The sequence below is a fragment of the Nostoc sp. UCD121 genome, assembly GCF_014222285.1.
Taxonomy (GTDB): domain Bacteria; phylum Cyanobacteriota; class Cyanobacteriia; order Cyanobacteriales; family Nostocaceae; genus Nostoc.
Map to the genome: position 1 here is coordinate 41,002 of NZ_JACKZS010000010.1, position 12,262 is coordinate 53,263.

The following is a 12,262-nucleotide window of genomic DNA, read 5'->3' on the forward strand; positions in this document are numbered from 1 at the left end:
TAGCGCCACTTGTAAGATTATTAACTGTTTGCCAACAATACTTAGCCTCAAAGTGGAAAATGAAAAGTGCTGAATTTTGTAACGTTTGCTTTATATAATTAAAAATCCAATTTTTGCAAGAAGGGATATTAACTTATGCAAGTTATCTCAGTCAATGTAGGACTTCCCCGTGAAGTACTTTGGAAGGGCAAAACAGTTACAACGGGGATTTTTAAAGAACCAGTTGAGGGACGGGTGATGATGCAAGCCCTCAACTTAGATGGAGATAGACAAGCTGATTTGAGTGTCCACGGAGGCAAGGACAAAGCAGTTTATGCTTATCCATTTGAGCATTACGACTATTGGCGGCGCAAGTTACCTGATATAGATTTGCCCTGGGGAATGTTTGGTGAAAACTTCACTACAGTCGGGCTGTTAGAAGATGACGTTAATATTGGCGATTGCTTCCAGATTGGTAGCGCAGAGGTAATGGTGACTCAACCTCGAATGCCTTGTTATAAACTAGGAATCAAGTTTGGACGTGCTGATATAGTTAAACAGTTTTTAGATAGCCGCCTAACAGGGTTTTACTTTTCGGTGCTACAAGAGGGCCAAGTAGGGAATGGTGATACTTTTGAGTTAATCAGTCGAGACTCAAATAATGTCACTATTGCCGATATTACCCGATTGTATGCACGCGAAAGAGACGACCTAGAACTGTTACACCGCGCCGTAAAAGTTGAGGCTTTACCTATAAATTGGCGAGACTATTTCCAGCAGCAAATCAAAAAGCTTAACAGATGAATCTCATGAATCTTAAAATTCTTAAGAAAACGTTCTAATTGTTTTATAAACAGTCTCAGCTTTTCTCATAAGTCAAATTACCTTGGTGCGATGTCTGATGACAAGCCGCTTCGCGTCTACGCGCATTTGGAGTCAGAGTAATTAAATCGTCTATATTCCGTTTCATTGTGGCACAAATCGTATCTAGAGGTAAGTCGTTAGGGTCATAACCAAAAGGGTTTTCTATCTCCAAACCGATTGCTTCAATGCCAAATACTGTAAAACCAACTAAAGCCGAAATTAAACCTGTCCACCAACCCAGAGTTGCCACTATTTGAAAGGGTAATAGTAAACAATATAGTAACAATAATTGCTTCAAATGAATGGCATAGGCTAATGGCATAGGTGTTTTTAAAATTCGTTCACAAGCACCTAAATTATCTACAAGATTGTTTAATAATTCTTGCATAGATGTTAGCTGGTAACTGTTAAGGCAATTGCGATGATATTGCTCCTGTAAATAATCTCCTATCCAAAAAGCAATCTCTATAGGGGGATTATTCATAATTTTCAATTTGATATACTTACTAGATGGCATTAAATCTTCTAACTCACTATTGACTTCTTCTTCTCGCAAATGTAATTTAGTTGTCACAGCAAAAGCTACCAATAAATTTAAGGCTGTAATTTTATTTTCTTTATCTTCTGGAGATTTTTCTTCAATAGATACCCAAATTTGTCGAGCCAGGTTTCGGATGTTATTTACTAGAGAACCCCAGCATTTTCTCCCTTCCCAAAATCGCTCATAAGCAGTATTGGTGCGAAATACCAGTAATAAACCTAAAACAATACTAGGAATAACACTTCCTAAAATCGGTTGAGATACAGGCACTTTAAAATGGTACAGTATCGAAATCAAAAACCCGAAAGCTCCGCACCATAAGATATGCTTGTAAACTGCTTTCAAGACCGAACCTTTAAATTGCAATGTTGTACGTAGCCATGTAATTTTTTTGGCTGTCATGCAGTCACCCCAAGAGAATATTTAGCGAATCGATATGTTAAATATCGATACTTTAAAAATAATAACTATATAAATAGCAAAATTGGCAAGCAGTATACTTTAAAAAGTAATCTTGCTAAAAAACACGAGACATTTGCGATAATGATTGTATCTTAGCTTCTGTTATACAATATCGAGTCCGGTTAAATACCTATTATTAGGACTAATACAAATAGTTTTTTGTCAGCGATTAAGCGACCATTATATAAAAATCAACAGTGCTTATGGCTAATTGTAAAGAAATGTAAATATTTTCGATGGCTGCATAAATCCCGCGCCTCACTCTGATAAGTCGATAGAAGAAAAGGTAGATGGCTCAGGGTAATGGTCATACTGCATTAGTCGGTGTCATATACCCCAGTAAATCAAAAAGTTCTAATCTGTAAAAATCCTGCCCTATAAATTGAATATTTAGACATAACTTATTTAGTTATGTCTTTTTTTATGGTTAGTCTCAAAACGTTGAATTTCAATCAAATAACCACTGGGATCGCGAAAAAAACAGTGGTAAATATTGTACTTTTCATTTAGTGTAGGTGGCTTTTCAAATTTGACACCACGTTCTTTGAGATATTCAAACCACTCATCCACCTGCGGCGTTACTAGGGTAAAAATGACACTTGATTGCTGGTCGCCTGGAGGAGTCGATGTTTCGCTTGCTTGACAAAATCCCAAGTATCCAGAACCACTAACAGTATAAATTCGACAGGTTCCTTGGTCAAGCCATAGCTCCAAGCCTAGTATTTGCTCGTAGAATTCTGTAGAGGAATTGAGATTATGGGTGTAAAAGAAGGTAATTTGCTGTTCTATTTGCGGATGAGTAGACATAAATAGATTTGAGTATATATCCCAACGACATTAGGCGATCGCAGATGTAAAAATTAATTGATGTTAGAAACCTGTTACTACTCCAGAATGCCTTAAGTGCATCTGGAGTTTCTTTTTGAAAAAGCGATGTCTACGACAGGCTGCGCCTACGCAATTTTTCAAATCATCCTGATCAGCCAAAAGACGGCTGAATAGGGATGCATACTGAATTATTTATATTTAACATAGGGCATCACTCTGTTGATGTACCCCCTCCTACCAAACAACTCTCGCAAAGCAGCCTCAGATTTACTGGGGCTGTTTTGCGTTACTTCAATAAGACTTACGCAAAATCTCATTTCTCTGTGTCCGGTTATTGAGCGAAGTCGAAATACTGCGCCTCCGCGGTTCCTTATTCCGTAACTCGTGCGTAAGTTCTATTCAAACAGAAAATTTGTGTAAACGAAGCAGTTAATCCTCAGACATTCTTTACTGTATTTGAGTGTATACCCTGATGACGTAAGATACTCTCACGGTGAAAATTTGGTATAGGTAAATGCGTATCTTTCCTGACTCCAGATTTGTCACAAACATTTCTGGAGTTTTTTCATTATTGGAGTTTGAAATCAGCAATTTAGTCTAGATTCAAGTGAATATTTGATTTTGAGTATGAACTCGCATATTATAGCTGTGCAGTAAAATAAATATAAATTAGGTAGTATAGGTAGTAATTTTTATAAAAATTACTAAGAAAGTATGGAAATCTCGAATTCTAATCCTCAGAGAGGCATACCACAGCCACAAGCTTCGGAAACACTTGTACAAGCTAAGAGTATCAGCCGTCGGGAGTTTATGAAATTGTCATTAGAAGAACGGCGATGCATATTGGCAGCACAGGCTGAGTTAATGTTATTACATTACGAGCAAGATAGAGAATGGCAGGAATTACAGACAGGAGAATTGATTGATTATTAAATATACATCTCCTAAACGGGGTGATATTTGGCTTGCTAATTTCGATCCGACAGTAGGAGCAGAAATTAAAAAAGTCCGTCCGGCTATAGTAGTAAGTTCTGATGGTGTTGGCAAGCTACCCATTAAGTTGATTGCACCAATCACAGACTGGAAAGAATATTATGCTAGCAATATTTGGCACGTTAAAATTGAACCAGACAGTGCAAATAGTCTAACAAAAACTTCTGCTGTAGATATTTTGCAACTGCGCGGTATGGATATACAAAGATTTATCCGTAAAATTGGAGGATGTTCAAGTGAAATTATGGAGGAAGTTGCTGCTGCTATTGCTGCCGTAGTTGAGTATTATTAGTGATTTGTATAATTCATTTATTAACGTGAATATTAAAACTATAGGGTGCGTCAACATAATGTAACGCACCTTGAATTACCTTACTATTTTTTGTTTTATTTCCCAAAGTGATAGGCTCCTAAAGCAGCCCCTATTCCTAATACAGCAGGAGCAGCAACGCCAACAGCAATAGCAGCACCTTCTCCTACAATAAGAGCAGCAGCACCTCCGGCCAGTCCCCCAGCTATTGATCCTATTTTTCCTGCATCTCTACCATTTTTTCTAGCTTCACGTTCATGTTCAGATAAGTTTTCATCATCTTCTAGAACTTTACCGACTACCAAATCAGTCGCTACACAACTTACTAAACCTCCTACACCTGCTATACCCCCTGCAACACGCCCAGCGACAGCAGCACGAGGAGCTTGTTTAATTCCTACATTTATTAAAACTTTTGATATTGGGTTTACAGAGTTCTTTGCAGCTTCCACTGCTGCTAGAAAAGCCGTTTCAGTTGCAAACTTTGTAGCCAAACCAACAGCACCCCCAGCCACTGCACCTCCCCCACCTGCTACAACCCTATTGACTTGCTCACTTTTATGCTTACCTGTTTTGCAATAGGAGGCAAAATGCTCACAGTTGTTAGAAGGGAGCCAGTATTTGCCCTCACCTAATCTAGTTTTTGCCCTTTGGACTACAATTTCATCTGCATCACACTTTCCATACTCCTTTATATGAATTTTCTTCCCTTCGGCAAATGCAGTCTTAGAAACTAGACAAATTCTTTGCCCATCATAATGAATGACAGTCCCATCTCCACAATCAATTCCATGATGAGTAAAAGGATTGCCATTCGTCCAAAGACTGACGTAGATATGATCCCCTTTAGCCATGATTTACCTCTTCTATTGGGCTACATTCTTTGTAATCCTTTAGATATAGATTATGAGGATAACAATTTATTTATCAGTAGTAAAAGCCGTAAAAATTTCCGATAAAGTTAGAACTAAATATTAAAATATAGAGTAGCAAACATTAAAATATTACTTAAGTAAATCTTGGGTTATATCCAGATAAAAACATGAGGTTTTATAGAAAGCGAATCGCAAAATGTGAAGTAAATAAAAAGTGCGATCGCACCTATCCTTATTGATTCAGCTCAGAATAAATAGTTAAGCGATCGCACTCTCAATCTTGATTAAATCAAAATGCGATCGCACTGAATATAAATGCTTATTTTGTTGTATATGTCACAAAAATATCCTTTTTCATCTCAACTTCTGCTGGGGCATCGGGATTATAAGTCGGTGATAATAAAAAACTAGCAAATGAGGGTAAAGGAGCTCCAGTTTTAGAACTACATGAGGGATAAAATAATGTGTAAAATGGTTCGGCTACAGAAGGAACATCAAGTTTAACACTCATTGCAGTTGCTAAAGCCTGAGCGCGGCTTTGAGCATCTTTCATAGCTGATTGATAAACTGAACTCTGCAAAGCCTGACAGTCATTTACTGCGTACTCAACGCCCACACTCTTAACAGAAAGATTGTCAATTTGGCTTGTCGCTTTGTTCGCTGTAGCAACAATTTCCTGGACTCTATCGCGTGTTGGTTTTTCCAACCTCACCAATATTTTGGCGTTATTTTCGCTGGAATTTGGGTTAATTTGTACTTGAATTTTATCAGCACTAATTCCTTTGGCAACTAGGCTATTAACTACAGGCTGGAGAGTTGCTTTACTTAGTGATTTTTTGCTTGGTGAAGATTCTGCTACTGTTTTGTAATTTAAAAATAGAGTTGGTGAGGCAGCCCGGTCTTTTTGTTCCAACAAAGAGGGACTGCCGTTCGCTCTTGGCGTGCCGGAGGCATACCCGGAGGGTGAGGATATGCGACGGGTTTGCGGTAGAGATGATGGTTGCGTTTCTGACTCACCATTGCTACTTTCGCTACTGAATACCAGTTCAATATCGGCTGTATCTGCCGGCACTTTCACTACTCCTTGACCGATTACCATTAGTGAATGGCGATCGCTTGCTGGTGGATAAAATAATTGGGCATTAGTAACTTTGGGCGTTAATACTCCCACGCCGACAGTCACCGTCATACTTACCAACATTAGAGCAGTTATTTTTCTCATATCCTGGGAATATCCTTTGAATCTAATTGTCAAAGTTTACACCTCAAGAGCAAGATACGTACAAAAATATTGAGCTAATCCCAGGGCTAAACGCCTTGGAATTAGCTCAAAAATTAAAAATTCACTGGGAACTATTAACCAAACCAGTGAGAGGCTTCACAAGCTGGCTGAACTATTTCACAAACACGATCGTTAATCCAATCTGACTTTTCTTGAACGATTAAACAAATGCCTTGGTGAATCAAATTCTGTAGGTGGAGTTGCTGCTCTAAGGGTTTACGAGGCAATTTGTAATAAGCCAAGCTTCCTTGTTCAGCCTCCGCTAGGGAAATACGTCCCTCAGAGATAGCGCCGTCAAAAGAGGGAAGGCGGGTGAGGACGAAAGCAATTAGCTCTTGGCGTAAGTCAGGAATCGCAAAGGCTTTTTGATATGGATGGTATGGATATGTATCCAAAACGCTTTCAATCTCTCCTACTACTGATTGCTGTGTTAAATTAACTACCGTTTTCATAATTTTTAAACTCCTTTTTTAATTCCAGTCAATGATTGGTGGAGAAAACAAATTTTTTAGATGAAAATCAGTTAAAAGTAATTCAACTGATAGATGTAATAAACCCTGTAACTAGCCTTTTATCTTGGTTGGATTTGAGACATTTGGCTTTGCTTATCTTAGTTAAAGTTTATACTGATTCACAGCATGACTTATTAAAACAGCATCCAATATGCTGGGAGGTTAGCGACATTTTATATTTATAATCCTAATTATTTTAAATTTTTGCCAAAAAGGCAGAAATCTACATAAAATGCAGCATCAAGGCTAGGGGATCAAACTTAACGGCAATAAAAATCTTGAATTAGGAACAAGTTTTTAATGAAGTTAAGCTTTGTTGGTAATTTACATCACATTTTAAGTTTGCTAAAAAATTTGCTGTTTCATCTAAAAAACTTATTTGTTGCACATTGATTTAGTAAGTCAGACAAATACCAACTCACTAGAACGCAAAATCAGTCTAGCTACTGATGAAATGATCAGACAAAAACGTTGAAAAAGTTCACATTGTCTAAAGGTAGATGACGCAGCTGATGATTAATTTCATCTGCCGCCGCTAATCCAGAAAGCATCGCACCTTCTGCAAGATTGCCGCCACACCAATCACCACAACAAACTAAAGGTAAGGGAGTTTCGGTAGACAAAAAAGCCTCGTGCCAAGGACGGCTAGGAAAGGCATAACGCCAACGATGTACTTGCATCCATTCGGGGGTATTCAGCCAAGGAAGGGATAGAGATTCAGCTGCTCGTTGCAGCATTAGCTTTCCAGCAGGTTCTAAATCCTGTGATTCTAGATGACGTTGGGCAAAATTAGCGCTACTTTGCACCACAAAATGTGGTTGTTGAGGGTTAGGACGCTTGCTACTGTCTAAACCAATCCATGCTAAATCAGCATCATCTACAAAAGTTAGAGCTTTCCAGTGAGGGAGTGGTTGGGATGTGAAAGGATATCCAGTGATCGCACTAATGGAAGGATAAAATTCTACAGAACGCAAGTTATCAAGAAAAGCTGTATCTAATACACCTTCACCCAAAGATTCCAACAGCATCACCGCTTGGGGTGCAGGAATGGCTACAACTATAGCTTTTGCAGTTAATTCTTCGTTGCTAGATTCAAGAGTGATCCGCCAACTATTTTCGGGAGTTGGGGTAATAGCAATGACACGCTGATTCAGTAATATTTCTAAACCTGGAGCGAGAGATTTAGCGATCGCACTCATTCCACTAGGTGCAACATATCGCGGACTACGGTTTTTCGGTTCAGATAAAGGAGCGCCTGCTGTGAGTTCGTAAACCTCCTCCGTCCAAACTTCGAGGATATGGCGCGATCGCAATATCTCCACAAAACGTCTAAATAATTCACCCTTTGGCTTCAGGTAACAAGCCCCATGATCTGCCCAAGTTCCATGCAAGCGGCGTGTAGCTAATCTTCCTCCCAAACCACGGGACTTGTCCACCACTAGCACAGAATATCCAGCTTGACTTAATTGCTGGGCGCAGACTAAACCGGCCATTCCGGCACCAATCACTGCAATATCAGTCATGAGTCCATAGTCCTTTGTTATTTGTCCTTAGTCATTATTTATCAAATGACCAAGGACGAATAACAAAGGACAAAATAGCTAATAGTAGAATAAGGTACAGAAAGCTGCACGGAAGGGAGGAAGGGAAATTGGATGAAATGAGGGCGGCGCTAGAGTTAGCGACCGAAGAAGAATTGCAAGATTTAACGGCAATTTTATTTAGTCGTAAGTTCAATCCCTTAGACTATGTACACACACCCGAACCCATCGAAGTGCAAAGCCAAGACCGCAAAGCTTGGTTAGATTCACTAGAGGGACGCTTTCGTTTTTTGGCGGCAGATGGGATGACAGTATTACGGGGACGCACAGGCCAGGTAACTTACCGACAAGCCTTAGTTCAAGTATGTAAGTATCTAAAAATTCACTATTCTCATCAGCTGCCAACTATTGATTTAGAAGCAGAAGTATTTTTACATCTGCTAGGACAGGTATGGAAAAAATTACCTGAACAGGAAAAGCAAAAATTGACTCTTAGAGTGCAGCGTCACCTTGTGCAATCAGAACTAAAAGAACCGTTACCACTTTTATTGCAGCCTGACCCCTTGGGGTTGCTTTTCAAAGGCGGTAGTGCGATCGCGGTTACTTCACTTCTCCAGCCACTTGTACTTAAGCAAATTGCCCGTCAATTTGCCATCCACTTTGCTACTTATGAAGTAGCAAAACAAGCGGCAATTACAGGTACAGAAGCAGCTGCAACGCAATTTCAAAGCTATGTAGCTATGCAAATGGCGCAACGGGGTATGACAGTGAGTGCTGCTCGTTATGGGGCAGCCCGCACCATGTTTGCCGTGATTGGGCCGATGATGTGGACTTGGTTTTTTGCAGATTTGGGGTGGAGAGCGATCGCTACCAACTATGGTCGGATCATTCCGACTATTTTCGCCTTAGCTCAAATTCGCCTCACCCGTGAGGAATGTTGGGAGCCAGCTTGAACAAGGTTTCTGATTATTTCAAGTATCGCTGGCGATCTTCTTGGAATTACTCTCTATGGGCATTGTTAATCTTCCCATTGAGTCCATTGTTGGGGGCTGTGACCATTGGTTTTGTCTCATTAATAACTTGGCTGAAACAATCCCACAAAATTAATCGCCGCCCCCTCAATTGGGGATTTGCCCTTTTGAGTCTGTTGCTGATCGCAAGTGCTGGATTTGCCGATGACAAAACAGCAGCTTTCCTTGGCTTATTTAATTTATTACCATTCTTTTTACTTTTTGTTGCCCATAGCGCTCTAATTCAAACATTTGTCCAATTGCGGCAAATGGCTTGGGTTTTTGCGATTGGTTCCATGCCAGTGATAATTCTTGGTTTGGGACAGTTATTTTTAGGCTGGAGTTTGAAATTAGAGATTTTGTGGGTTGTGTTGAATTGGACGATCGCACCAGGAGGAAATCCGCCAGGTCGCATAGCCTCACTTTTCTTGCACGCTAACACCTTTGCCGCTTATCTAACAATAGTTTTCATCCTTAGCTTAGGGTTGTGGCTAGAACAATGGCGATTGTATCGAGGATTGGGTATTAGGAAGAATTCACTTCCTTTTATCTTCATAACTATTGCGGTGATTACAAATTTCATTACCTTGATTTTCACTAACTCACGCAATGGCTGGGCGATCGCTATTTTTGCGTGTTTAGCTTATGCACTTTACCAAGGCTGGCGCATTATTGTGAGTGGTGTCGCTGCGATCGCCTCTAGCGTTCTTTTGGCAGCTTTTGCTCCCTCCCCAATCGCTCAAATTTTTCGCCGGGTAGTTCCTGCCTTCTTTTGGGCAAGGTTAAATGACGATATGTATCCAGATCGACCAGTCGCTTTAATGCGAAAAACTCAATGGGAGTTTGCCTGGTCTTTAGCCAAAGAACATCCTTGGACTGGTTGGGGATTACGCAGTTTTAGTGGACTCTACAAAGCGCAAACGCAGATTCCCTTGGGTCATCCCCATAACTTGTTTTTGATGTTATCTGCTGAAACTGGTTTTCCTAGTACTTTTTTATTTTGTGGCTTACTTGGTTGGATTTTGATTACAGGTATCCAATTACTACGCAAGCCAAAATATATAAAAACAGAAGATAGATTGATATATTTTAGTTATCTTCTGGCCTTTGTGGGGTGGGTTCTATTGAATACAGTAGATGTAACCCTCTTCGATTTCCGTTTGAATGTAATTTCATGGTTAATTTTAGCTGCCATTTGTGGAGTATTACATCGTTATAACGAGCAAGACAGGTTTACATCTGGTTCAAATTAGTTAGGAAATGATAAACAGCAACTTACAATACCATCAGTTAATTTTCAGTGTATGCACTGGGGGCATTGAGAGTTTGAAGTTAATAAGATTACTATATTCACGTCTGTGAGTGTGACTAATACCTAATTAGTCACTGTTGCTGATTGTTGGGAAGGTGTAGGGACAACCCTTTGGGTTTTTCCTGCATGACGGGCATCTCTTGTAGATGCCCTTTTGTATATTTATAATTATTGATATTCTTTTAGGACTAGCCCGTTTTAAATATCGTTTTGAGTCTTGAAAAATAAACCAAATGGTAAATGCTTATTCTTTACATTTATTTTTAATTAAGGTTGCGCTCAACACTATTTAGATGTGATTAATCTGTTTTCAAACCCTATTAGACATCTCCGAAAAAGAATGTAGAAACGTAGCATTGCTAGGTCTCTACAAGGTTTATGGGTAACGCATATTTAATTTCTGGAGATGTCTATTGCATTACTACCAATGTAAATAAGGTTAATGAGGTTTTTGATGTCTTATAAAAATCAATGACAAATAACTTTCTCTAACCGAAGCGAATTACGGCAACCCCTATGGTGTAAGCTCTCGGTAAAATGGGTATGTCGGTAACAAAAAAAAGACGCATCCATAACCTACCTTATGCTCACAACAGCTAACTTTCTTCAGTACACCCAATGGTCAGGTATAGCTACCTTGGCATTCGCTGTCTTAACAGTTTTGGCTTTTATTCTCAAATGGGGCATCCGCTTTCGGCTGGTGGGTACGACTGGCTTTATGCTGGTAGTGACAGGTGGTTTATTTGCACTGTCGATAGTCCCGTTGAGTCGGGCTGTGATTCCAGGAGCGACGAAGTACACTCTAGTTTATGACAATGGCTCAAACCAAGCGGTGATTGCTACATCACCCCAAATTACACCTACCCAATTAGAAGCAACTTTACGTCAAGCAGCTAGTAATTTATTTTCTTCTGGTCGTTCAGGTACACGGGAAGACGACAAGTTGACAGTTCGCGCCCGCACCATTATTCACCCGGAACCAGGGGTTTCTGTACCAGTGTACTTGGGTAAGGCCAAGCGATCGCTCGTTTCTCATCAAAATTCCCCAGTGGCTGTGGAAATTTACACAGACAAATTTGCCCAATTGCCAAAATCTAACGGTTAAGGGAATGGGGAATGGGAAAGAGGCAGAGGGCAGGGGAGCAGGGGACAAGGGGACAAGAGGTGAGAACTTGAAACAAGTCTTTCCCCAATTCCCAATTCCCAATCCCCAATTCCCAATCCCTAATCCCTAATCCCCAATCCAATGCTTGTTATCAGAATGACATAATTTATTTTGTATTTACCGATACATTAATAGTTATTCTTAGATTAAGATATTCACACTTTCGTGATTGTACTGTGGAAAAAAATCGATCAGCGTGCGGGTAATGGATACTGACAGTTGTGATTTGTCAGTTGTTATTTTAATTGCCACTATTGACATTTTTACAATTTTTTGCAGCCAAAAGGAACGGCGTGGGAGTGGACATCGAACTGTAAACCCTTACGCACCTATCCATAGCTGAAATGACCATCAAAAGACGATTCAGTTCTCAATCACTTTTCTTGAGAATCTGAGAGTGGTAATGTTAGTTAATCATACGGTTATTCAAAACTTTGATAGTTCGGAATTTCAGGCTAATGGACACTACAGATTCAAGCAACGTCGTTAAATGGCTTAACCAGTTAGCGATTAGATCGGTTAAAACCTAGTTGAGTCAGATGTAAGTTTGTAGCCATCTGGCAACAAGTATATTTTGTTGCAAGTCTA

At 39.8% G+C, this 12,262-nt stretch carries 12 protein-coding genes; 6 read left to right on the forward strand and 6 right to left on the reverse strand.

Annotation, left to right across the window (positions count from 1 at the left end):
• Window positions 1-135 precede the first annotated feature (135 nt).
• Complete coding sequence (locus GNF10_RS03865; protein WP_185581751.1) at window positions 136-783, forward strand: MOSC domain-containing protein; 648 nt, start codon at window positions 136-138, stop codon at window positions 781-783.
• 55 nt (window positions 784-838) lie between these two features.
• On the opposite strand, the gene GNF10_RS03870 is transcribed toward GNF10_RS03865, so the two are convergent.
• Entirely contained in the window at window positions 839-1,786 is a 948-nt protein-coding gene (locus tag GNF10_RS03870) for a bestrophin family protein (protein WP_185581750.1), read from the reverse strand.
• A 465-nt stretch (window positions 1,787-2,251) separates the two neighbouring features.
• Window positions 2,252-2,653, reverse strand: a complete 402-nt coding sequence (locus tag GNF10_RS03875; RefSeq protein WP_185587578.1) for a VOC family protein — start codon at window positions 2,651-2,653, stop codon at window positions 2,252-2,254.
• Window positions 2,654-3,388: 735 nt separating this feature from the next.
• Between GNF10_RS03875 and GNF10_RS03880 the strand changes: the two genes are divergently transcribed.
• Together GNF10_RS03880 and GNF10_RS03885 are read left to right on the forward strand one after the other, a co-directional pair.
• A complete protein-coding gene (locus tag GNF10_RS03880) occupies window positions 3,389-3,607 on the forward strand; it encodes a hypothetical protein (protein ID WP_185587580.1) in 219 nt (72 codons plus the stop codon).
• Complete coding sequence (locus tag GNF10_RS03885; protein ID WP_185587576.1) at window positions 3,597-3,959, forward strand: type II toxin-antitoxin system PemK/MazF family toxin; 363 nt, start codon at window positions 3,597-3,599, stop codon at window positions 3,957-3,959. The genes GNF10_RS03880 and GNF10_RS03885 overlap by 11 nt, the downstream gene beginning before the upstream one ends.
• Window positions 3,960-4,054: 95 nt before the next feature.
• Here the strand turns inward: GNF10_RS03885 and GNF10_RS03890 are convergent, their stop codons facing one another.
• The 4 genes from GNF10_RS03890 to GNF10_RS03905 form a co-directional block, all read right to left on the reverse strand.
• On the reverse strand, window positions 4,055-4,831 hold the full coding sequence (locus GNF10_RS03890) for a lecithin retinol acyltransferase family protein (protein WP_185587574.1): 777 nt from the start codon (window positions 4,829-4,831) through the stop codon (window positions 4,055-4,057).
• A gap of 340 nt (window positions 4,832-5,171) precedes the next feature.
• Complete coding sequence (locus GNF10_RS03895) at window positions 5,172-6,107, reverse strand: SIMPL domain-containing protein (protein ID WP_185592776.1); 936 nt, start codon at window positions 6,105-6,107, stop codon at window positions 5,172-5,174.
• A 101-nt stretch (window positions 6,108-6,208) separates the two neighbouring features.
• Window positions 6,209-6,586 (reverse strand): hypothetical protein, encoded by a 378-nt coding sequence (locus GNF10_RS03900; protein ID WP_185581823.1) that lies wholly within the window; start codon window positions 6,584-6,586, stop codon window positions 6,209-6,211.
• 518 nt (window positions 6,587-7,104) lie between these two features.
• The gene (locus GNF10_RS03905; protein ID WP_185581824.1) at window positions 7,105-8,169 is read right to left on the reverse strand and encodes an NAD(P)/FAD-dependent oxidoreductase; all 1,065 of its coding nucleotides are present in this window, start codon (window positions 8,167-8,169) and stop codon (window positions 7,105-7,107) included.
• Between the two features lie 128 nt (window positions 8,170-8,297).
• Here GNF10_RS03905 and GNF10_RS03910 point away from each other — a divergent pair, with 128 nt between their 5' ends.
• The 3 genes from GNF10_RS03910 (at window position 8,298) to GNF10_RS03920 (ending at window position 11,614) form a co-directional block, all read left to right on the forward strand.
• Entirely contained in the window at window positions 8,298-9,140 is an 843-nt protein-coding gene (locus GNF10_RS03910; RefSeq protein ID WP_185581825.1) for a hypothetical protein, read from the forward strand.
• Window positions 9,122-10,450 carry an O-antigen ligase gene (locus GNF10_RS03915; RefSeq protein WP_185581826.1) on the forward strand — a complete coding sequence of 443 codons (1,329 nt, stop codon included), beginning with the start codon at window positions 9,122-9,124 and terminating at the stop codon, window positions 10,448-10,450. Before GNF10_RS03910 ends, GNF10_RS03915 begins: the two co-directional genes overlap by 19 nt.
• Before the next feature lie 642 nt (window positions 10,451-11,092).
• Window positions 11,093-11,614 carry a Ycf51 family protein gene (locus GNF10_RS03920; RefSeq protein ID WP_185581558.1) on the forward strand — a complete coding sequence of 174 codons (522 nt, stop codon included), beginning with the start codon at window positions 11,093-11,095 and terminating at the stop codon, window positions 11,612-11,614.
• Window positions 11,615-12,262 lie beyond the last annotated feature (648 nt).

Coding starts and splice junctions, on each gene's coding strand:
- GNF10_RS03865 (WP_185581751.1), top strand. CDS start 136: ATGCAAGTTATCTCAGTCAATGTAGGACTTCCCCGTGAAGTACTTTGG.
- GNF10_RS03870 (WP_185581750.1), bottom strand. CDS start 1,786: ATGACAGCCAAAAAAATTACATGGCTACGTACAACATTGCAATTTAAA.
- GNF10_RS03875 (WP_185587578.1), bottom strand. CDS start 2,653: ATGTCTACTCATCCGCAAATAGAACAGCAAATTACCTTCTTTTACACC.
- GNF10_RS03880 (WP_185587580.1), top strand. CDS start 3,389: ATGGAAATCTCGAATTCTAATCCTCAGAGAGGCATACCACAGCCACAA.
- GNF10_RS03890 (WP_185587574.1), bottom strand. CDS start 4,831: ATGGCTAAAGGGGATCATATCTACGTCAGTCTTTGGACGAATGGCAAT.
- GNF10_RS03900 (WP_185581823.1), bottom strand. CDS start 6,586: ATGAAAACGGTAGTTAATTTAACACAGCAATCAGTAGTAGGAGAGATT.
- GNF10_RS03905 (WP_185581824.1), bottom strand. CDS start 8,169: ATGACTGATATTGCAGTGATTGGTGCCGGAATGGCCGGTTTAGTCTGC.
- GNF10_RS03915 (WP_185581826.1), top strand. CDS start 9,122: ATGTTGGGAGCCAGCTTGAACAAGGTTTCTGATTATTTCAAGTATCGC.
- GNF10_RS03920 (WP_185581558.1), top strand. CDS start 11,093: ATGCTCACAACAGCTAACTTTCTTCAGTACACCCAATGGTCAGGTATA.